The sequence below is a fragment of the Pseudomonas syringae pv. tagetis genome, assembly GCF_022557255.1.
Classification (GTDB): Bacteria; Pseudomonadota; Gammaproteobacteria; order Pseudomonadales; family Pseudomonadaceae; genus Aquipseudomonas; species Aquipseudomonas caricapapayae.
Genome location: NZ_CP092923.1, coordinates 5,500,270 through 5,520,588 on the forward strand (window position 1 = coordinate 5,500,270; position 20,319 = coordinate 5,520,588).

Annotated in this window: 15 protein-coding genes; 9 read left to right on the top strand and 6 right to left on the bottom strand. The window is 59.5% G+C overall.

Going from position 1 to position 20,319, the window contains the following annotated elements; all coding sequences use genetic code 11:
- Window positions 1–11: 11 nt before the first annotated feature.
- Window positions 12–1,466: a tRNA uracil 4-sulfurtransferase ThiI gene (gene thiI, locus MME58_RS24635; RefSeq protein WP_055006082.1), complete on the bottom strand. Its 1,455-nt coding sequence runs from the start codon at window positions 1,464–1,466 to the stop codon at window positions 12–14.
- Window positions 1,467–1,802: 336 nt separating this feature from the next.
- On the opposite strand from thiI, the gene glnA reads away from it, so the two are divergent.
- The 7 genes from glnA (at window position 1,803) to ntrC (ending at window position 8,510) form a co-directional block, all read left to right on the top strand.
- Window positions 1,803–3,209, top strand: coding sequence for a glutamate--ammonia ligase (gene glnA / locus MME58_RS24640; protein ID WP_054988528.1), 1,407 nt, complete (start codon window positions 1,803–1,805; stop codon window positions 3,207–3,209).
- A 167-nt stretch (window positions 3,210–3,376) separates the two neighbouring features.
- Window positions 3,377–3,790 (top strand): cupin domain-containing protein, encoded by a 414-nt coding sequence (locus MME58_RS24645; protein ID WP_054988527.1) that lies wholly within the window; start codon window positions 3,377–3,379, stop codon window positions 3,788–3,790.
- A 116-nt stretch (window positions 3,791–3,906) separates the two neighbouring features.
- Complete coding sequence (locus tag MME58_RS24650) at window positions 3,907–4,464, top strand: chorismate mutase (RefSeq protein ID WP_054988526.1); 558 nt, start codon at window positions 3,907–3,909, stop codon at window positions 4,462–4,464.
- Between the two features lie 78 nt (window positions 4,465–4,542).
- Window positions 4,543–5,079, top strand: coding sequence for a DUF4124 domain-containing protein (locus MME58_RS24655; RefSeq protein ID WP_082427433.1), 537 nt, complete (start codon window positions 4,543–4,545; stop codon window positions 5,077–5,079).
- Window positions 5,076–5,708 carry a DUF4124 domain-containing protein gene (locus MME58_RS24660; RefSeq protein WP_082427431.1) on the top strand — a complete coding sequence of 211 codons (633 nt, stop codon included), beginning with the start codon at window positions 5,076–5,078 and terminating at the stop codon, window positions 5,706–5,708. The genes MME58_RS24655 and MME58_RS24660 overlap by 4 nt, the downstream gene beginning before the upstream one ends.
- A gap of 283 nt (window positions 5,709–5,991) precedes the next feature.
- Complete coding sequence (gene glnL, locus MME58_RS24665) at window positions 5,992–7,077, top strand: nitrogen regulation protein NR(II) (protein WP_002555720.1); 1,086 nt, start codon at window positions 5,992–5,994, stop codon at window positions 7,075–7,077.
- A complete protein-coding gene (ntrC, locus tag MME58_RS24670) occupies window positions 7,074–8,510 on the top strand; it encodes a nitrogen regulation protein NR(I) (RefSeq protein WP_002555721.1) in 1,437 nt (478 codons plus the stop codon). Before glnL ends, ntrC begins: the two co-directional genes overlap by 4 nt.
- 136 nt (window positions 8,511–8,646) lie before the next feature.
- Here the strand turns inward: ntrC and mgrA are convergent, their stop codons facing one another.
- The 4 genes from mgrA to MME58_RS24690 all read right to left on the bottom strand — a co-directional run bounded on the left by mgrA (window position 8,647) and on the right by MME58_RS24690 (window position 14,480).
- Complete coding sequence (gene mgrA / locus MME58_RS24675) at window positions 8,647–9,684, bottom strand: L-glyceraldehyde 3-phosphate reductase (RefSeq protein ID WP_055006075.1); 1,038 nt, start codon at window positions 9,682–9,684, stop codon at window positions 8,647–8,649.
- Between the two features lie 81 nt (window positions 9,685–9,765).
- Window positions 9,766–10,701 (bottom strand): sulfonate ABC transporter substrate-binding protein, encoded by a 936-nt coding sequence (locus MME58_RS24680; protein WP_055006074.1) that lies wholly within the window; start codon window positions 10,699–10,701, stop codon window positions 9,766–9,768.
- Window positions 10,702–10,851: 150 nt separating this feature from the next.
- Complete coding sequence (locus tag MME58_RS24685) at window positions 10,852–12,177, bottom strand: LLM class flavin-dependent oxidoreductase (protein ID WP_055006073.1); 1,326 nt, start codon at window positions 12,175–12,177, stop codon at window positions 10,852–10,854.
- A 35-nt stretch (window positions 12,178–12,212) separates the two neighbouring features.
- Window positions 12,213–14,480, bottom strand: a complete 2,268-nt coding sequence (locus MME58_RS24690) for a TonB-dependent receptor (protein WP_054988544.1) — start codon at window positions 14,478–14,480, stop codon at window positions 12,213–12,215.
- A 219-nt stretch (window positions 14,481–14,699) separates the two neighbouring features.
- On the opposite strand from MME58_RS24690, the gene MME58_RS24695 reads away from it, so the two are divergent.
- Entirely contained in the window at window positions 14,700–15,746 is a 1,047-nt protein-coding gene (locus MME58_RS24695) for a LacI family DNA-binding transcriptional regulator (RefSeq protein WP_055006072.1), read from the top strand.
- A 178-nt stretch (window positions 15,747–15,924) separates the two neighbouring features.
- Here the strand turns inward: MME58_RS24695 and betT are convergent, their stop codons facing one another.
- Window positions 15,925–17,880, bottom strand: coding sequence for a choline transporter BetT (betT, locus tag MME58_RS24700; RefSeq protein WP_174518951.1), 1,956 nt, complete (start codon window positions 17,878–17,880; stop codon window positions 15,925–15,927).
- A gap of 649 nt (window positions 17,881–18,529) precedes the next feature.
- Here betT and hutU point away from each other — a divergent pair.
- The gene (hutU, locus tag MME58_RS24705; RefSeq protein WP_054988543.1) at window positions 18,530–20,227 is read left to right on the top strand and encodes a urocanate hydratase; all 1,698 of its coding nucleotides are present in this window, start codon (window positions 18,530–18,532) and stop codon (window positions 20,225–20,227) included.
- Window positions 20,228–20,319 lie beyond the last annotated feature (92 nt).

Consider the following 20,319-nt stretch of genomic DNA (forward strand, 5'->3'; position numbering starts at 1 on the left):
GCCCCGGGCACTTAGCTCGGTCGATATACGCGCACATTGGCATGCCCCTCACTGAGCAAATGGTGAGCATGCAGGCGACTCATGACGCCTTTGTCGCAATACAGCAGGTACTGGCGCGTGTCATCCAGTGCCTTGAAACGGCTGTTCAATGCGTAGAACGGCAACGTCTGTATCTCCACGCCGGGCACTTGCAGCGGCTGGTCTTCCTGGGCATCCGGGTGACGGATGTCGATGATGACCTGACCGGCCAGCGCCTGGCTGACTTCTTCTATATCGACATTGCGGCTCAGATCGTCGATGACCCGATCGATCGAAACCAGCTTTGCGCGCTCGAGCGCCTGCTCGAGAATCGCCATGTCGAACTGTTTTTCTTCGTACTCAACGCGATTTCGCTTGGCGTTGGTCTTGGGGTTGACCGAAATCACCCCGCAATATTCAGGCATGTGCCGGGCAAAATCAGCAGTGCCGATTTCAGTCGCCAGGTCCACGATGTCCTGTTTGTGGCTGGCCACCAGCGGCCGCAGGACCAGTTTGTCGGTCGCCGCGTCGATCAGTGACAGGTTTGGCAGCGTCTGGCTGGAAACCTGAGAAATAGCCTCGCCGGTAACCAGCACATCGATTTCAAGACGATCAGCCACGGCGGATGCAGCGCGTAACATCATACGCTTCAAAACTACACCCATATGACTGTTATCGACTTTCTGCAGAATTTCTCCGAGAACTTCCTCGAACGGCACGCTGACAAACAGCACACGCTGCGAACTTCCGTACTTCTTCCAGATGAAGTGCGCGACTTCCATTACGCCCAGTTCGTGGGCACGTCCGCCCAGATTGAAGAAGCAGAAGTGCGCCATCAGGCCGCGGCGCATGATCTGGTAGGCCGCAACGGTCGAATCGAACCCGCCGGACATCAATACCAGTGTCTGCTCCAGCGCACCCAGCGGGTAACCGCCCATGCCCTGATGTTGGTCATGAACGACGAACAACCGTTGGTCGCGAATTTCCATCCGTACGACCAGATCGGGCTTTTTCAGCTCGATTCCGGCAGCACCACACTGCATCCGCAACTTGCTGCCGACGTATTTCTCGACATCCATTGAGCTGAAATCGTGGCGCCCGGCGCGTTTGCAACGCACTGAGAACATCTTGCCGGGCAACAGGTCGGCATAGTGCAGTTTGCACTTGGCAACGATGTCGTCCAGATCGCCCAGCGGGTACTCGGCCACCTGCAGGAAATTGGCAATTCCCGGCATGCAGCTCAGCCGCTCCCTGATGCCCTGCAGCACTTTGGGGTCGGTCAGCCGGGTTTCGACCTCAAGGTTGTCCCATACGCCACCCACGACAATGTCCGTGTCCAGTTCACGGAGCACGGTACGAATGTTCTTGCCCAACTGCCGGATGAATTTCTTGCGCACCGGGGGGCTTTTGATGGTGATTTCAGGGAAAACTTTAACGATTAGTTTCATGGAAACGGAGCGCGAGGTGCCGACCAAAAAAGGGGGGCGCGGATTATAGCGGAAATTGCTCAAGGTTTAACCAGTTATCGTACACGCAATCATCCGCGCACCAAAAAGAGTCGGCGCACCAAATTGCAGCGCCATAAAGGTGCGCATTTTTCCCTCACAACGCCTTTTCGCCCCCTGAAAGCCTGCATTTGAAGCAAAAAACCCAACACGGGGCACTGGCATGCAAATTGCTCCCTTGTGAGGCAGGTTGCCTTGGCAGAGTATTCGCGCCGGCATCACCCAAATTCAAGGGACCACAACTCTATCAAGTCGGTCTCTAGCCACCCGGAGGACACCATGTCGAAGTCGGTTCAACTCATCAAAGATCATGACGTTAAATGGATTGATCTGCGCTTCACGGACACCAAGGGCAAGCAGCAGCACGTCACCATGCCTGCGCGCGATGCACTGGAAGACGATTTCTTCGAAGTCGGCAAAATGTTCGACGGTTCCTCCATTGCTGGCTGGAAAGGTATCGAAGCCTCCGACATGATTCTGCTGCCGGACGACGAAACCGCACTGCTCGACCCGTTCACCGAAGAGCCGACCCTGGTGCTGGTCTGCGACGTCATCGAACCTTCGACCATGCAAGGCTACGACCGCGACCCGCGCGCGATTGCCCACCGTGCCGAGGAATACCTGAAGTCCACCGGTATCGGCGACACCGTCTTTGTAGGCCCTGAGCCAGAGTTCTTCATCTTCGACGAAGTGAAGTTCAAGTCCGACATCTCCGGCTCCATGTTCAAGATTTTCTCCGAACAGGCTTCCTGGATGACCGACGGCGACGTCGATGGCGGCAACAAAGGCCACCGTCCAGGCGTCAAGGGTGGCTATTTCCCGCTGCCACCAGTCGACCACGACCACGAAATCCGTACCGCAATGTGCAACGCCCTGGAAGAAATGGGCCAGGTCGTGGAAGTTCACCACCACGAAGTAGCCACTGCCGGCCAGAACGAAATCGGCGTGAAATTCAACACGCTGGTCAAGAAGGCTGACGAAGTCCAGACCCTGAAGTACTGCGTACACAACGTTGCCGATGCATACGGCCGTACCGCTACTTTCATGCCTAAGCCACTGTACGGTGACAACGGTTCGGGTATGCACGTACATATGTCCATCTCCAAGGATGGCAAGAACACCTTCGCGGGCGAAGGCTATGCCGGCCTGTCCGACACTGCCCTGTTCTTCATCGGCGGTATCATCAAGCACGGCAAGGCACTGAACGGTTTCACCAACCCTTCGACCAACTCCTACAAGCGTCTGGTCCCGGGCTTCGAAGCTCCTGTCATGCTGGCCTACTCGGCGCGTAACCGCTCCGCGTCGATCCGTATTCCTTACGTCTCCAGCCCACGCGGCCGTCGTATCGAAGCACGTTTCCCGGACCCGGCAGCCAACCCGTACCTGGCATTCGCTGCCCTGCTGATGGCCGGCCTGGACGGCATCCAGAACAAGATCCACCCTGGCGACGCTGCTGACAAAAACCTGTATGACCTGCCGCCTGAAGAGGCCAAAGAGATCCCACAAGTTTGCGGCAGCCTGAAAGAAGCCCTGGAAGAACTGGACAAGGGCCGCGCGTTCCTGACCAAGGGCGGCGTATTCAGCGACGACTTCATCGATGCCTATATCGAGCTGAAAAGCGAAGAAGAAATCAAGGTTCGCACCTTCGTACACCCACTGGAATACGAGCTGTACTACAGCTGCTGATCCAGCCACGCCAGCATTGCCGGCGTAACGGGAGACCTCCTTCGGGAGGTCTTTTCGTTTCTGACAAACAGATTTTTTATTTTTGTGCGGTAGCGGGATACCGTATTACCAGAAAAATACCGGGCAGACTTCTGGCTTGAATTTCAGCCAGCAAGGTTAATCCCCACATGACATACCGACTCCTTATTGCAACAGCGCTACTGGTACTGACTGGCGGCGCTGCTGCCCAACAAGCGAAAGCCACTGTCGACTCCCGCGTCCTGCTGAAAAGCCAGGCCTCCTGGGACGGTACGCCTTACGAGTCCTACCCCGAAGGCCGGCCGGAACTGACCCTCCTGAAAATCAAAATTCCTGCAAACACAGCACTGAAATGGCATAGCCACCCGATTCCCAATGCTGCCTATGTGGTCGCCGGAGAAATCACGGTGGAGGCCAGAGACAGCAAGAAGCGTATTCACCTGAAAAAGGGCGATGCACTGGCGGAAATGGTCGATATCGTGCATCGCGGCCAGACCGGCGACATGCCGGTCGAACTCATCGTTTTCTACGCAGCGACAGCGGCGACGCCCTTGTCGCAATAGCCTCACAGCAACCTGTCAGTCGGGTGGTGAAGTTTTCTTCACCACCCGACACTGGCTCTGACCGGTTAGCTGGAGTTAAATCTTCGCCTCACCCACCGATTCGAGATGGAGCTGCTATGCGCCTGCTTCTGGCCACATCCCTGCTGACGCTGACGTGCATGTCTTCCTGCTTCGCCTTTGCCGCCGAGCAAAAGCCTTCTGCCCTTGAGCCATTGCTGCAGGCAATCAGCGAGCGCCTGAGCATCGCGGATCAGGTTGCACTGAGCAAATGGGACAGCGGCAAGGCCGTTGAAGACCCGCCGCGCGAGCAGCAAGTCATCAGCGCGGCCCAGGCGCGTGCTGCCGAATTCAAGCTGGATCCCGACGACATCCAGCGTCTGTTCCGCGCACAGATCGAGGCCAACAAACAGGTGCAGAACGCCCTCCTCGCCCAGTGGCACGCGGCAGGCAAGGCACCCGACACGGCCAGGCTCAGCCTGGCAGACGACATCCGTCCGAAACTGGATCGCCTGCAGACCCAACTGCTACAGGCGTATGCAGACTTTCAACCGCTACGTAACGCCGAGAACTGCAGGGTTCAGCTGGATTCAGCGCTGCGGCGATACCAGACTGACGCGATCCACGATCAGGCGCTGGTGCTGGCCACTGCCGACCTTTGCTCGGCAAAACTCTGACACATCAGGTGGATAGCGCAGCATAGGGCGATGTGTTCTATGCTGACGGCCAATCGTGCCCCTGCTGTCGAGAGTCCCATGCGTCAAAGTCTGATTTGCCTGCTGCTGATGATCAGCCTGCCTGCGCTGGCGCAGATCTATAAGTACACCGATGCGAACGGCAACACCGCGTTCAGCAATCAGCCACCCGACGGCACCAGGACCGAGGTGGTCGAGTTGCCGCCACTCAACAGCATCGAAACACAGGTGCCCGCCAGACCGGTCGTCAACAGCCCACCGCAATCGGCTCCGGCACAACCACAGCCACAGCCACAAACCGCCTATGACGTACTGGAACTGACAGACCTTCCTACCGATGAAGCGTTACGCGCCAACAATGGCACGTTTATCATCGGCGTGAAAATCCAGCCGCGCCTGCAGCAGGATCATCGCCTGCAACTGCTGCTGGACGGTAATCTGTATGGACAGCTCTCCAACCTGCCACGCTTTCAGGTAGTCAACATAGATCGCGGCGAGCACAGTTTCGCGGTGGTCGTGAAAGACGGCGAACGGATCATTCAGCAAAGCGAGACCATCACGCTGACCGTCCAGCGCGTACACCTCGGCAAGCCATGAACAGATACAGAATGCGCAACCTGCTCACCTGGCTGTTGTTGCTGTGGACGCTGCCCGCAGCAGCAGACGTGTACACCTATATAGACGCACAGGGTAATCGGGTGTTTACCGATCAGCCGCGCAAGAACGCTACACGCGTCGACATTCCACCCAGCAACAACATGACCGGCACGCCGCCGACCCGGACGCTGAAGGCACACCCCGCCAAACCTGCAGTACAACCGATGTTTCACTATCAGTTGCTGAGAATCCTGGTGCCCGAACCGGACACCACGCTGGTCAATCCCGGTGGCGACCTGATCGTTACCGTCACCAGCGAACCGGTGTTACAACCCGGTCACAGTTATCGCCTGCTGCTGGATGGCGTTGCCGTCGGCCAGGCGGGACGCAGCCCGGTTTTCCCGCTGAGCAATGTGGATCGCGGCACGCACCAGTTATCGGTGGAGATTTTTGACGAGCTTGGCAGGGTTCTGGAAAAAACCCCCAACCAGCCTTTTCACCTTCAGCGCATATCCCTTGCGCAAAAGCGTGCGACTCATCCGTGCAAGGATGACGATTTCGGCGTACGCCCCGAGTGCCCGCTCAAGGACAAGCCCGAGCCGAAAAGCAGCATCCTGCCTTTCTTCTGATCCCCGATAAAATCAAAGCACCTTTTTGGTGCGCACAATGCGCACCTGCGCAACAATACAGCCCAATTTGGTTCAGCAACGCTCTGCAGGTAGCGCCGTATGCGGGCACTCTCTCGAAAAACCGCCCGCCTTTGCAGATAAAGCGCTTCTTTTCAGAGCCTTGGTTTGTTTTTTGCAACTTCACTGGTACAGCACCGTATTGGTGGCTTTGCTCCTGCTGGCGCAGACCAACCAGCACCAGCATTGCGCGACTGCAATGTGCCAAAAGAGGTCAACACGATTCATGACTATCAGCGATGCGCTGCACAGACTGTTACTGGATAACCTGACCACTGCCACCATTCTGCTCAACGCCGATCTGCGTCTTGAGTACATGAACCCGGCGGCGGAAATGCTGCTGGCCATTAGTGGGCAGCGCAGCCATGGGCAATTCATCAGCGAGCTGTTCACCGAGTCGGCCGAAGCCTTGAGTTCGCTGCGTCAGGCAGTCGAACAGGCTCACCCTTTCACCAAACGCGAAGCGATGCTCACTGCACTGACCGGTCAGACCCTGACTGTCGACTATGCGGTGACGCCGATTCTCAGCAAGGGCGATACCCTGCTGCTGCTTGAGGTACACCCGCGTGACCGGCTGCTGCGCATCACCAAGGAAGAGGCGCAGTTGTCCAAGCAGGAAACCACCAAGATGCTGGTGCGCGGCCTGGCTCACGAAATAAAGAATCCGCTGGGCGGCATTCGCGGAGCCGCACAACTGCTGGCCCGCGAGTTGCCGGAAGAGAGCCTCAAGGATTACACCAACGTCATCATCGAAGAGGCTGACCGCCTGCGTAATCTGGTCGACCGCATGCTGGGCTCCAACAAATTGCCGTCGCTGGCGATGACCAATGTGCATGAAGTGCTGGAGCGAGTGTGCAGTCTGGTCGAAGCAGAAAGTCAGGGCTGCATCACATTGGTGCGCGACTACGACCCAAGCATCCCTGACGTCTTGATCGACCGCGAGCAAATGATTCAGGCCGTGCTCAATATCGTGCGCAACGCCATGCAGGCCATCAGTGGCCAGAACGAGCTGCGCCTGGGCCGGATCACCCTGCGTACCCGCGCCATGCGCCAGTTCACCATCGGGCATGTTCGCCATCGACTGGTGAGCAAGATCGAGATCATCGACAACGGCCCCGGTATTCCGGCCGAACTTCAGGAAACCATTTTCTACCCAATGGTCAGTGGCCGCCCGGATGGCACAGGGCTAGGTCTTGCCATTACCCAGAACATCATCAGCCAGCACCAGGGCTTGATCGAGTGTGACAGCCATCCCGGCCACACCACGTTCTCGATCTTCCTGCCGCTGGAACAAGGAGCAGCTTCGACATGAGCCGTAGTGAAACTGTCTGGATCGTAGACGACGATCGTTCGATCCGCTGGGTACTGGAAAAGGCCTTGCAACAGGAAGGCATGACCACACAGAGCTTCGACAGCGCCGACGGGGTGATGAGCCGTCTGGCCCGTCAGCAACCGGACGTGATCATTTCCGACATCCGCATGCCCGGCGCCAGTGGCCTGGACCTGCTGGCACGGATTCGCGAGCAGCATCCGCGTCTGCCGGTGATCATCATGACCGCCCATTCGGACCTGGACAGCGCAGTGGCCTCTTATCAGGGTGGCGCGTTCGAGTACCTGCCCAAACCGTTCGACGTCGACGAAGCCGTCTCGCTGGTCAAGCGTGCCAATCAGCACGCTCAGGAACAGCAGGGTCTGGACGTCGCGCCGACGTTGACCCGCACCCCTGAAATCATCGGCGAAGCGCCGGCGATGCAGGAAGTGTTTCGCGCAATCGGTCGCTTGAGTCATTCCAACATCACGGTCCTGATCAACGGTGAGTCGGGGACCGGTAAAGAGCTGGTCGCTCATGCACTGCACCGCCACAGCCCGCGTTCGGCGTCGCCGTTCATTGCGCTGAACATGGCGGCGATTCCCAAGGACTTGATGGAATCGGAGCTGTTCGGCCACGAAAAAGGCGCCTTCACCGGCGCGGCCAACCTGCGTCGCGGTCGTTTCGAACAGGCCGACGGCGGCACGCTGTTTCTCGATGAAATCGGCGACATGCCAGCCGACACCCAGACCCGCCTGCTGCGTGTGCTGGCCGATGGCGAGTTCTACCGGGTTGGCGGGCACACGCCGGTCAAGGTCGACGTGCGCATCATTGCCGCGACTCACCAGAACCTCGAAACCCTGGTGCAGGCCGGCAAGTTCCGTGAGGACTTGTTTCACCGTCTGAACGTGATCCGCATTCACATTCCACGCATGTCGGACCGTCGCGAAGACATCCCGACCCTGGCCAAGCACTTCCTGAGCCGTGCTGCGCAGGAACTGGCGGTCGAACCCAAGCTGCTCAAGGCCGAGACCGAGGAATACCTCAAGCACCTGCCATGGCCAGGCAACGTTCGTCAGCTGGAAAACACCTGCCGCTGGATCACGGTCATGGCTTCGGGTCGTGAAGTGCACATCAGCGACCTGCCACCGGAACTGCTGAGCCTGCCGCAAGACGCCGCCCCGGTCACCAACTGGGAGCAGGCTTTGCGTCAGTGGGCCGATCAGGCGTTGTCTCGCGGTCAGTCCAGCCTGCTGGACAGTGCCGTGCCGACGTTCGAACGGATCATGATCGAAACCGCCCTCAAGCACACCGCCGGCCGCCGCCGCGATGCCGCCGTGCTGCTGGGCTGGGGTCGCAACACCCTGACCCGCAAGATCAAGGAACTGGGCATGAAGGTCGATGGCGGGGATGACGACGAGGCTGATGAAGGCTGAGTGGTTATATGATGGTCGTTCATGCCAATGCTCTGAATTGGCATGAACGACCAGTCAATGCAGGACACAGAGCGTCCGGACCTGCATTCCCACGCGGAGCGCGGTAACGATAGTCAAAACAAGCGAAACGCTGGCATCACTCAGCCAGCGATGGCTTTTCCCACAGGTTGATCCCGCCTTCCACCGCAAAACTGTCGATCTCGGCCAGTTCTTCCGGGCTGAACGCCAGGTTCTTCAGTGCGCCGACGTTTTCGATGATCTGCTCGGGACGGCTCGCGCCGATCAGCGCCGACGTCACGCGCGGGTCGCGCAGCGTCCAGGCCAGAGCCATTTGCGCCAGGCTTTGTCCGCGACGCTGAGCGATTTCGTTAAGCGCGCGCACATGGGCAATATTCTGCTCGGACAGATGCGAAGCCTGTAGCGAGCCACCGCCCGGACGGTTGACCCGTGCATCCTTGGGCACGCCGTTCAAATACTTGTCAGACAGCAGCCCCTGAGCCAGCGCAGTGAAGGCAATCACACCGGCACCCAGCTCTTCGGTCGCGTCGAGCAGGTCTTTTTCGACCCAGCGGTTGAGCAGGTTGTAAGCCGGCTGGTGGATCAGCAACGGCACTTTCCACTCGTTGAGCAACGCAGCAATCTCGCGAGTCTTGGACCCGGAATACGAGGAGATACCGATATACAGAGCCTTGCCCTGCTGCACCGCGGTGGCCAGTGCGCCGGCGGTCTCCTCCAGCGGAGTGTCCGGATCGAAGCGGTGAGAATAGAAGATATCGACGTAATCCAGCCCCATGCGTTGCAGGCTCTGGTCAAGGCTGGCGAGCACGTATTTACGCGAACCACCACCCTGGCCGTAAGGACCCGGCCACATGTCCCAACCGGCTTTGCTGGAGATGATCAATTCATCGCGGTAGTGCTTGAAGTCTTCGCGCAGCAGGCGACCGAAGTTGATCTCGGCACTGCCGTAGGGCGGACCGTAGTTGTTGGCCAGGTCGAAATGGTTGATGCCCAGGTCGAACGCTGTGCGCAACATGGCACGCTGCGTGTCGATCGGCGTGCTGTCGCCAAAGTTGTGCCACAGGCCGAGCGACAGCGCCGGAAGCACCAGCCCGCTGCGGCCGGTACGGCGATAAGGCATGTCGTTGTAACGATTTTCGGCAGCGATGTAGGTCATTGAATCCTCTCTTGTCTGGGGATATTCGAGGCGTTCTGCGGTGCGTTCGCGAGCCGGAAAAATCTGCTCGCCACGCGAGAATCATGGCTTTTGCCAGACCACCTGCTGGATATCGACCCGCTTGGGTATCAGGTGGTTGTCGTAAAACAGATCGGCGGTCGCCTGCTGCGCACGTACGATTTCGGGTGTGATCGGCAGGCTGGGCGATTCAGGTCGATGATCAAGATACTGAGTGATGACCGCTTCGGACAACCCCATGCTGCGCGCCAGGATCTGAATGCTCTCGGTGCGCTGCGAGCGGGTCAGCCCATCGGCCAGAGTCAGCTCATCAAGGACGTGCTGCACCAACGCAGCGTTTTCCTCGGCAAACGCCCGGCGTGCGGTATAGAACGGCCCGGACAGTCCAAGCCCTTCACCATTGGCCAAGAGGCGGCTATGGCCTTCGCTCATGGCAATGGAGTAGTAAGGGTCCCAGATGGCCCAGGCATCGACGCTGCCGTTTTCAAAAGCGGCGCGGGCATCGGCAGGGGTCAGGTATACCGGCTGAATATCCTTGAAGGTCAGGCCCGCCTTGTTCAGCAGACGCAGCACCACGTTGTGGGAGCTGGAGCCTTTCTGAAGGGCGACCTTGCGACCCTTCAATTCCGCAACGCTGTGCAGCGGGCTTTCATTGCGCACCAGCAGGGTTTCCGCCTGCGGCTTGGCCGCTTCTGCGCCGATATAGACCAGATCGGCACCTGCGACTTGGGCGAAGATGGGCGGAATGTCACCGGTCGAAGCGATGTCCAGGCTTCCAATGTTCAACGCCTCCAGCATTTGCGGGCCGGCCGGAAACTCGATCCATTTGATTTTCTTTTCTGGAAAACGCTTCTCCAGCAGGCCGTGCTCCTTGGCCAGCACCAGCGTGATCGAGCCTTTCTGGTAGCCGATGCGCAAGGCGTCAGGCTCGTCGGCAGAGGCTGTATTGAGCAAGCCGCTGAAAGCCAGAATGGCGGCGATGAAGGTGAATGGTTTCATGGGTAATCCTTTAATTCAGTGGTCTATGCCCTAAAGCCATTGCCATACACAAATCTTTCTTTGATTCTGCCCGCAGGGCGTGGGAGCGACCGGGGCCTTTGGCCATAATCCAGAGCGGCCTTGTGTGTAACGATGAATGCACGGTAACAATCAAAACCTGTAAGCAGGCCGCTGCAGGCCCAGGTTTTCGCGTAGTGTCGTGCCTTCATACTCGGTACGGAACAGCCCGCGCCGCTGCAACTCCGGCACCAACAACTGCGCAACGTCTTCCAGCCCGCCCGGCAAATGCGGCACGAGCACGTTGAAGCCGTCCGACGCACCGTGTTCGAACCACACTTGCAGCTCATCGGCGATCTGCGCAGGCGTACCGATCAGGCTGTAATGCCCTCGCCCACCGGCAATACGCCGTCCCAGTTGCGCCAGGGTGAGGTTTTCCTGATCGGCCAGTTCGGTGAGCAGTTTCTGTCGACTGCGCTGACCACTGTCGGTCAGCGGCAATTCCGGCAACGGGCCGTCCAGCGGATAGCCCGACAGGTCGAAATTGCCCAGCATGCGCCCCAACAGGGCAACCCCCACCCGAGGCTCGACCAGTTCCTGAAAAGACTCGAATTTCGCTTTCGCCAAGGCCTCGGTTTCTGCCACGACGATGAACACGCCGGGCATGACTTTCAGCGAATCTGCGTCACGTCCGTAGGCGCTCAAACGACCCTTGATGTCTGCGTAAAACGCCTGGGCACTGGCCAGCGAGGTCTGCGCGGTGAACACCACTTCCGCCGTCTGCGCCGCCAGATCGCGCCCGACTTCGGAGGAGCCGGCCTGCACGACCACGGGTTGCCCTTGCGGCGAGCGCGCCACATTCAGCGGGCCTTTGACGCTGAAGTGCTCGCCCTGATGGTTGAGTACATGCAGTCTGGCCGGGTCGTAATACTCACCGCTGGCCTTGTCGCGGGTAAAAGCATCATCTGCCCAGCTGTCCCACAAGCCGGTCACCACCTGATGAAACTCTCGGGCGCGGCTGTAGCGCTCGGCATGCCCCACATGTTCAGCGCGGCCGAAGTTCTGCGCTTCGGCAGCGGCATCAGACGTCACCAGATTCCACCCCGCCCGTCCGCCGGACAGATGATCCAGCGAGGCGAACTTGCGGGCCACGTGATACGGCTCGTTGTACGTCGTCGTCGCCGTTGCAATCAGGCCGATGTTATCCGTCACCGCACTCAACGCCGAGAGCAGTGTCAGCGGCTCGAAATGATCGGAGCGTGCCATGCGGCTGGCGATATCACCGGTCGCGGCAGCGACGCTGTCTGCCACGAACAGGGTGTCGAATTTCGCAGCCTCCGCGACCCTGGCCACATGCCGATAATGCTTGAAATCCAGCCCTGCATCCGCAGGCACATCCGGGTGACGCCAGGCCGCGACGTGGTGTCCGGTGGCCATCAGGAAAGCGCCCAGTTTCATCTGTCGAGCAGACGTGCTCATACCTCACTCCTTACTGTGTGACTGCGGGCCACGCCTCAAAAATCCTTGCGCAGTTGCACGCCGAAATAACGCTCGTCATCACGCGGTACAGACCGGTAAACGTAGCTGCCGCCTGTGGCCAGCATTGGCGAGTAGGACTTGTCGGCGAGGTTCTTGCCGAGCAGTGCGACGCGCCAGCCACTGTTGTAATCAGCCAGCGCCACACTGGCATTCCAGATGCCGTAGGCACCCTGTCGGGTGTCGGGGTTCTGGCTGATGTCGTACTGCACTTCACTCTGCCAGCTGTAATCGGTGCCCAGTTCGATATCCAGACCGTTGTCCAGCGGGATGGTGTAATCGGCGCGAACGTAGCTTTTCCAGTCCGGGCTGTAGGGCAGGGTTTTGCCATCGACGTTGCATGACGCCGCGGCACCGGCCGGGCAGGCAAAGCTGTCGATGCGTGCCTTGGTGTAGGACAGTGCGCCGGAGAATTTCAGGTTCCGGGTGGCCTGCAAGGCATAATCCAGCTCGACACCTTCCGTGCTGACGCTGCCTGCGTTGATCAACCGCGTAACCACCTGCCCGGCAACGCTGTCGAAGAAGTTCGCCTGATAGTTGTCGTAGTCGCTGTGGAACACCGCCAGGTTGGTGGTCAGTCGATTATTCCAGGTGGTGGCCTTGATGCCGACTTCCCAGGTGTTGGAGGTCTCCGGCTTGAGCGCGTCGGTGTCACGCGGCTGCATATTGAAGAACACGTTGTAAGCCGGGCCTTTGTAGCCGCGTGAATAGGTGACGTAGGTCATCACACTGTCGCTCAGGTCATACTGCAAGCCGAGACGCCCGGACTTGCCGTCCTCGTCGACCGAACCGGAACTGCTGGTGCCCGGCTGAATGCCGCTGACGGTCGTGGCTGATGTCGATACGCGGCGGTGATCGTATTCCAGGTCGTCGTGAGTCCAGCGCGCGCCGACAATTGCGCGCAGGTCAGGGGTGAAGTTGAAGGTCGTCTCGCCGAACACCGAATAGCTGTCGGTGGTGGTGCTGTAATCGGCAACGCCGCGGTCCTGACGAGTCGGCGTGACAAGCGTGCGCTGGTAGGTTTCGTCGCTCTTGCCGTGCATGTAGAACAGCCCGCCCACGTACTCGACAAACCGGCCCTTTGGCGATGCAAGGCGCAGCTCTTGGGAATACTGGTTGAATTCCAGGTCGCCCTTGTCTTCGGTGCCAGGGAACGCGGCGGTAACGGTGCCAAGTCGGTCGCCATCCTGATACTGGGTGTTGTCCCAGCCGCGCCAGGCAGTGATGGAGGTCAGGGTGTAGTCGCCCAGTTGCCAGTCGAGCTGGCCGGACAAGCCCTTGTTGACGTCCTCGACATGGCTGCGGTAATCGCTGAGCACATCGCGGTTGTCGCTGTCGGCACGTACCGGAGACAGGGCACTGGCAAAAGCCGGAGTCAGGGCCTTGCTCACCACACCGTTGGGCGCATCGTCGTGGGACTGCATGTAGTCCGCCGCCAGGGTAAAGGTAATGTCGTCATTGGGCGTGAACTCCAGCTTGCCGCGCGCGCCCTTACGGTTGTAGCCATTGACTTCATGGCCATTGAGCTTGTTGTCGACGTTGCCGTCGTAGCTGCCGAACAGCGTCGTGATCGAACCCTTGAGGGTCTGCGGAATCAGACTGCCGCCGATGCCGAAGCGGGTGCGACTTTCGTTGCCGCTGTAATACGACTGATCGATATAACCGTGAGTCTCTTCGGTGGGCGCTTTGGTCGTGACATTGAGCACACCCGCCGAGGCGTTCTTGCCAAACAGCGTCCCTTGCGGGCCGCGCAGCACTTCAATGCGCTCAAGGTCGAGCAGGTCCAGCGTGGCCTGACCCGGACGTGCATACACTACGCCGTCGATCACGGTGGCTACAGTCGGCTCGACGCCTGGCGAGGTGGAAATGGTGCCGACACCGCGAATGAACAGCGAGGTGTCCTTGTTGGACGCCCCGGTACGGAAATTCAACGACGGCACTTGCTGCACGATACTGGCCACGCCGTTGCGATTGTCCCGCTCCAGTTGCTCGCCCTGAATCACAGAAACGGCGACCGGCACCTTTTGCAGCGACTCTTCGCGCCGCGTGGCCGTCACGGTGACGGACTCAAGCGCTACCGTCTCTGTGTTCTGCGCTGCTGCGGTATCTGCTACGGCCGGAACCCACGGCAATGCCGTCAGCCCGGTCAGCAACCAGCCAAAACGCCGCCCCCGCGCCGTATGAGCCCGATCGATTGCCTGTGCCAGAAGCGTGTGTCTGACCCCATCCCCACGTGTTGTGTGCATCTGCGTGCCTACCTGAAATATGCCCTGATCCGCCTGTGCGATGCGCACTGACGACTATGCGTGCTGGCTAGAACGGGTCCGGGCATTCGCGGTGGCGAGTAGCAGACAAACCGCCTTTGTTAGCGCTAACATCACAAGTATCAGGAAAGATCGGATAGACCGTCCAATACTGAAAAATTAGTTTTATATTCTTTTTACTTTTATACGAAGTGATCGAGCATGGCCGACGAGAAACCCGCGATACGCAAACGCCGAGGTGCAGGACGGGTAACCATCACGTCTGTAGCGCGCCAGGCCGGTGTATCGGCCATTACCGTATCGCGCTATTTCAATCAGCCGGAGCAAGTGTCGCCTGAACTGCGCGAGCGGATTGCCACTGCGGTCAATGCGCTGGGCTATGTGCCGAATCTGGTCGCCGGTGGCCTGGCATCGGCGCGCAGCCGAATAGTGGCGATGGTGATTCCCAACATCTCCGGGCCCATCTTCGCCAACACCATTCAGGGCTTCAGCGACACGCTGAGTCAGCACGGCTTCCAATTGTTACTGGCCTCCAGCTACTTTTCCGCCGAGCAGGAAGAAAGCGCAGTAAGGGCGTTTCTGGGCTGGTCGCCAGCGGCCCTGGTGTTGACCAGTCGCTTCCATAGCCAGGCCACCGACAAGATGATCGAGCAGACCGATGTACCGGTGATCGAAACCTGGGATCACCAGCCTGAACGCAGCCCGATCCAGATTGGCTTCTCTCACTACGACGTCGGCGTGACGGCAGCCCGCTATCTGTACGACAAAGGCTACCGTCGCATCGCCTTCGTGCAGAACAGCGTTGCAGGCGACTTCAGCGCACTGGAACGGCGTGACGGCTATGTCGCGACCCTGGAAGGGCTCGGCATCAAGCCCTGGGTGTTTGTCCCGGACACCGGTCGCGCGCCGTTCGAGGCAGGCAAACAGGCAATGGACACACTGATGAGCCAGCCCGCGCGCCCCGATGCGATCTTCTTCGCCAACGACAATCTGGCAGCCGGTGCCCTGCTCGCCAGCCAGCGCGCCGGCCTGCACATTCCGCAGGATTGCGCGCTGATGGGTTTTGGTGACTACGCCTTCGCTGAAATGATGCTGCCCAGCCTGACCACCATCAAACCGCCTGCACTGGAGATCGGCATACTGGCTGCCACGCGGGTGCTTGAAAGCCTCGGGGTGTTACCGGTAGAGGGAGAGATACAGCAGCTGAATTTGCTGGAATGCAGGTTGGTGGAGCGGGAAAGTACGTGAGCCAGACGCAATCTCGAGCCAACGCTGGAGCGTGAGGAGCGATAGCCGCCGGCAAGGACACCATCGTGCCCATGCTCCGCGTGGGCATGCCGTTCCGGACGCTCCGCGTCCTGTCCTGAACATGGGGCTCAGTGCAGAGCATGAGGAGCGATAGTCGTAACCGCCCCTCATGTCCCGATCAACGCACCAGATGCAGGAACTGCATATGCCGCTCGTACTGGTCGAGCACGTCGTTGATGACCTGTTCCTTGGTATAGCCCACCAGGTCGTAGTCCTGACTGCCCTCGCTCAGGTGAACCTCGGCGCGGTAGTAGCGGCGGTTGTTCAGTTGCTTGGAGCCCATCCCGCCGCGGGCGAACGAAGGCGTGAAGAAGCCCTTCATCTGTACCTGATAAATGAATGGACGCTCTTCACCGTGGCCGATTTCCAGGGTCACCGAGTCATTGGACGGATCCGGCACATTGACGACGTTCAGGCCCTTCTCGACGAACACGGCGGTCACTTCATCAATCGCCGGGCGTACGGTCTGGTCGAGGAAGCGGTACACCTCATCTCGCGACGGGTAATGTACGGCCTGACTCAGACGTTGACGCCAGCCGCCACGTCGCGCGCCGGACGCCGGGGCGAGGGAGTACAGCTGCGCGATCTTGCGCTGGGACTCCATGACGAACGCCTTGTGCAGGCCCCACATCATCAGCAGCAGGATCAGCGAGAACGGCAGCGAGGTCAGTACCACTGCAGACTTCAGCGCATCGATACTGCCCGAGAACAGCAGGCCGCTGGTGATCAGTGCCGTAGCGACGCCCCAGAACACGCGCAACCATTTCGGACCGTCTTCGTCAGGGTTGCCGCCTTTGGCCGAAAGCGTCGACAACACCACTGTGCCCGAATCGGCAGAGGTCACGAAGAACACAAAGCTGATGAACACCGTTACCGCGATGACCGTTTTGCTCCACGGATAGGTTTCCAACAACAGGTACAGGGTCATCGACGGATCATCGATAGCCGACTGGCCCAGCGCAGTCATGCCGTGGTTGAGCACTTGATCGATGGCGCTGTTACCGAAGATCGACATCCAGGCCAGGGTGAAACCCAGCGGGATCAATAGCACACCGAAAACGAACTCACGGATGGTCCGACCGCGGGAAATACGCGCGATGAACAGGCCCACGAACGGTGCCCAGGCAATCCACCAGGCCCAATAGAACACTGTCCAGCCGCCCAGCCAGTCACTTGGCTCGTTATAGGCGTAGACGTCGAAGCTCTTGCTCGGCAGCGCCCCGAGGTAGTCACCGATGTTCTGCACCAGCGTGTTGAGCAAATGCTGCGTCGGACCGGCGAACAGCACGAACAGCAGCAGCGCACAGGCCAGCAGCATGTTGATGTCGGACATGACGCGTACGCCCTTGTCGACACCGGCTATCGCCACCAGAATCGCTGCGCCCATCATCAGCGTGATCAGACCGACCTGAATCCAGTGGGTATGGGCCACGCCAAACAGGTAATCCAGACCGGAATTCAGATGGAGCACACCGAAGCCCATGTCAGCGCCGAGCCCGAAGATGGTCGCAATAATGCCGAACCCGTCGACCGCGTAGCCGATGGGGCCGTTGATGCGCTTGCCGATCAGCGGATACAGGGCTGAACGCAGGGCCAGCGGCAGGTTATGTCGGTAGGCGAAATAGGCCAGCGCCATGCCGACAAAGGCAAATACACCCCAGCCGTGCAGGCCCCAGTGCAGAAACAGCAACTGCATGCCCTGGCGCGCCGCCTCAGCGGTGCCGCCCTCACCCTGCGGCGGTTGCAACAGGTGCGTCAGGGGCTCTGACACGCAGAAGAAGAACAGCGTGATACTGATCCCGGCGGCGAACAGCATGCCGGCCCACGAGAGGTAGCTGAACTCGGGTTCGTCGTGGTCGGCACCGAGCTTGATCTTGCCGAAGCCCGACAAGGCGGTGACCACCACGAAGACCAGGTACAGGGTCATGACCAGCATGTAGTACCAGCCGACCGTATTGGCCGCCCAGTTTTGCGCCGCCAGCAACCACTCACCGCTGGCTTGCGGGAAGGCGATGACAACGATGCCGAAAATCAGAATAAAACTCGCAGCGAAATAGAACACTGGAGCATTCATGCGGACCATGCCGCTTGAAGAAGTACTCGGAGAACTCATCGGTTGCGTGCCTCCGGACTGATAAAACCAACTGCAAAAAGCGGATACGGCAAGGGTAAGCCTCCTGTTGTGAGCGGGCAGCGAACCACCGGTTTAACTTGAACGAGCGTTCAATTTAAACATGAAAACGCTTGCGAGACCTAATCTCAGGCCGGTGAATGCTGGCTCAGGCCTGGGTATGACGCGCGCTTGAGCAGGTTCGTTCCCATACCACCGAGGCCATTTGGTGATCATCAAACCTGGCCTCTTCGACCGCTCGTGAAGGCTCGATTCTGATCCGGGCGGCACCCACACATTTCACGCACCAACCTGTTACCTGCCGCCCCAAAACTGCGCAAAAAGCCTCTCAGGTAACAACTCCAGCCCTGCCCCACAGAAACTCCGCTTGCGTGCAAGAATCTTTAAACCCTCGGAAACACAGCGCTGCATGCCGATTTGAGTCGCAAAAAACTGCAGCTCGTTAAAGTTGGTCTTCTGATTGCATATGCTTGTATGTACAAGTAGAGACAGGTTAAACATTCTGTTCGCTACCCAACTGAATCGGCCTGCTTCGCCAGGCACTGCTCGCCCTTCAACGGGCTGGTTCGAATTGATCGCCGAGGATTTTTTTGTGACCGAGAATAATCAAGACTTGAAGCAGGACTGGACCCGCCATCGTGAAGGCGTCGTGCGTGCTGCACGCGGCACTCGACTGACTGCCAAAAGCTGGATGACCGAAGCGCCGCTGCGCATGTTGATGAACAACCTCGACCCGGAAGTCGCTGAAAACCCCAACGAACTGGTGGTGTACGGTGGCATCGGCCGCGCGGCGCGCAACTGGGAGTGCTACGACAAGATCGTCGAAAGCCTCACTCAGCTCAACGATGACGAAACCCTGCTGGTGCAATCCGGCAAGCCGGTAGGCGTGTTCAAGACCCACAGCAACGCCCCGCGCGTATTGATCGCCAACTCCAACCTGGTCCCGCACTGGGCCAGTTGGGAGCACTTCAACGAACTGGATGCCAAGGGCCTGGCCATGTATGGCCAGATGACCGCAGGCAGCTGGATCTACATCGGCAGCCAGGGCATCGTCCAGGGCACCTATGAAACCTTCGTCGAGGCCGGTCGTCAGCACTATGACGGCAACCTCAAGGGCCGCTGGGTGCTGACCGCCGGGCTGGGCGGCATGGGTGGCGCGCAACCGCTGGCTGCCACACTGGCCGGGGCCTGCTCGCTGAACATCGAATGTCAGCAGAGCCGCATCGATTTCCGCATCAAGACCCGCTACGTCGACGAACAGGCAGTGGATCTGGACGACGCGCTGGCGCGTATCGCCAAATACACTGCCGAAGGTAAAGCCATCTCCATCGCCCTGTGCGGCAATGCGGCAGAAATTCTGCCGGAAATGGTCCGTCGCGGTGTCCGTCCGGACATGGTCACCGACCAGACCAGCGCCCACGACCCGCTCAATGGCTACCTGCCAAAAGGCTGGACCTGGGACGAGTACCGCGCCCGCTCGGTGAGCGAGCCCGCCAACGTGGTCAAGGCTGCCAAGCAGTCGATGGCCGAGCATGTCGAAGCCATGCTGGCCTTCCAGCAGGCCGGTATTCCGACCTTCGACTACGGCAACAACATTCGCCAGATGGCCAAGGAAGTCGGCGTTGCCAATGCCTTCGATTTCCCCGGCTTTGTCCCGGCCTATATCCGTCCCTTGTTCTGCCGCGGCATCGGGCCGTTCCGCTGGGCTGCGCTGTCGGGTGACCCGCAGGACATCTACAAGACCGACGCCAAGGTCAAAGAGCTGATCCCGGACGACGATCACCTGCACAACTGGCTGGACATGGCCCGTGAGCGCATCAGTTTTCAGGGCCTGCCTGCACGTATCTGCTGGGTCGGGCTGGGTCAGCGCGCCAGACTCGGCCTGGCGTTCAACGAAATGGTTCGCAGCGGCGAGTTGTCGGCACCGGTTGTCATCGGTCGCGACCACCTGGACTCCGGCTCGGTGTCCAGCCCCAACCGTGAAACCGAATCCATGCGTGATGGCTCCGACGCCGTCTCCGACTGGCCGCTGCTCAATGCCTTGCTCAACACCGCCAGCGGCGCGACCTGGGTCTCGCTGCACCATGGCGGGGGTGTCGGCATGGGTTTCTCGCAACACTCCGGGATGGTGATCGTCTGCGACGGTACGGACGAAGCCGCCGAGCGTATCGCCCGCGTACTGCACAACGACCCGGCCACCGGTGTGATGCGTCATGCCGATGCCGGTTATGCCATCGCCATCGACTGTGCCAAAGAGCAGGGCCTGAACCTGCCGATGATCGGACGTTAAGAGCGTTGCCGGTCACCGCGCCGGCACACCTCGGGGACGGGCATGAGTATGCCCACGGGCCGGATGCCTACTTGAAGCTGCCGTCATCCATT

What these genes read in the sequence shown, in the direction of transcription:
- thiI (WP_055006082.1), bottom strand. Translation starts at nt 1,466, where the DNA reads ATGAAACTAATCGTTAAAGTTTTCCCTGAAATCACCATCAAAAGCCCC.
- glnA (WP_054988528.1), top strand. Translation starts at nt 1,803, where the DNA reads ATGTCGAAGTCGGTTCAACTCATCAAAGATCATGACGTTAAATGGATT.
- MME58_RS24645 (WP_054988527.1), top strand. Translation starts at nt 3,377, where the DNA reads ATGACATACCGACTCCTTATTGCAACAGCGCTACTGGTACTGACTGGC.
- MME58_RS24650 (WP_054988526.1), top strand. Translation starts at nt 3,907, where the DNA reads ATGCGCCTGCTTCTGGCCACATCCCTGCTGACGCTGACGTGCATGTCT.
- MME58_RS24655 (WP_082427433.1), top strand. Translation starts at nt 4,543, where the DNA reads ATGCGTCAAAGTCTGATTTGCCTGCTGCTGATGATCAGCCTGCCTGCG.
- MME58_RS24660 (WP_082427431.1), top strand. Translation starts at nt 5,076, where the DNA reads ATGAACAGATACAGAATGCGCAACCTGCTCACCTGGCTGTTGTTGCTG.
- glnL (WP_002555720.1), top strand. Translation starts at nt 5,992, where the DNA reads ATGACTATCAGCGATGCGCTGCACAGACTGTTACTGGATAACCTGACC.
- ntrC (WP_002555721.1), top strand. Translation starts at nt 7,074, where the DNA reads ATGAGCCGTAGTGAAACTGTCTGGATCGTAGACGACGATCGTTCGATC.
- mgrA (WP_055006075.1), bottom strand. Translation starts at nt 9,684, where the DNA reads ATGACCTACATCGCTGCCGAAAATCGTTACAACGACATGCCTTATCGC.
- MME58_RS24680 (WP_055006074.1), bottom strand. Translation starts at nt 10,701, where the DNA reads ATGAAACCATTCACCTTCATCGCCGCCATTCTGGCTTTCAGCGGCTTG.
- MME58_RS24685 (WP_055006073.1), bottom strand. Translation starts at nt 12,177, where the DNA reads ATGAGCACGTCTGCTCGACAGATGAAACTGGGCGCTTTCCTGATGGCC.
- MME58_RS24690 (WP_054988544.1), bottom strand. Translation starts at nt 14,480, where the DNA reads ATGCACACAACACGTGGGGATGGGGTCAGACACACGCTTCTGGCACAG.
- MME58_RS24695 (WP_055006072.1), top strand. Translation starts at nt 14,700, where the DNA reads ATGGCCGACGAGAAACCCGCGATACGCAAACGCCGAGGTGCAGGACGG.
- betT (WP_174518951.1), bottom strand. Translation starts at nt 17,880, where the DNA reads ATGAATGCTCCAGTGTTCTATTTCGCTGCGAGTTTTATTCTGATTTTC.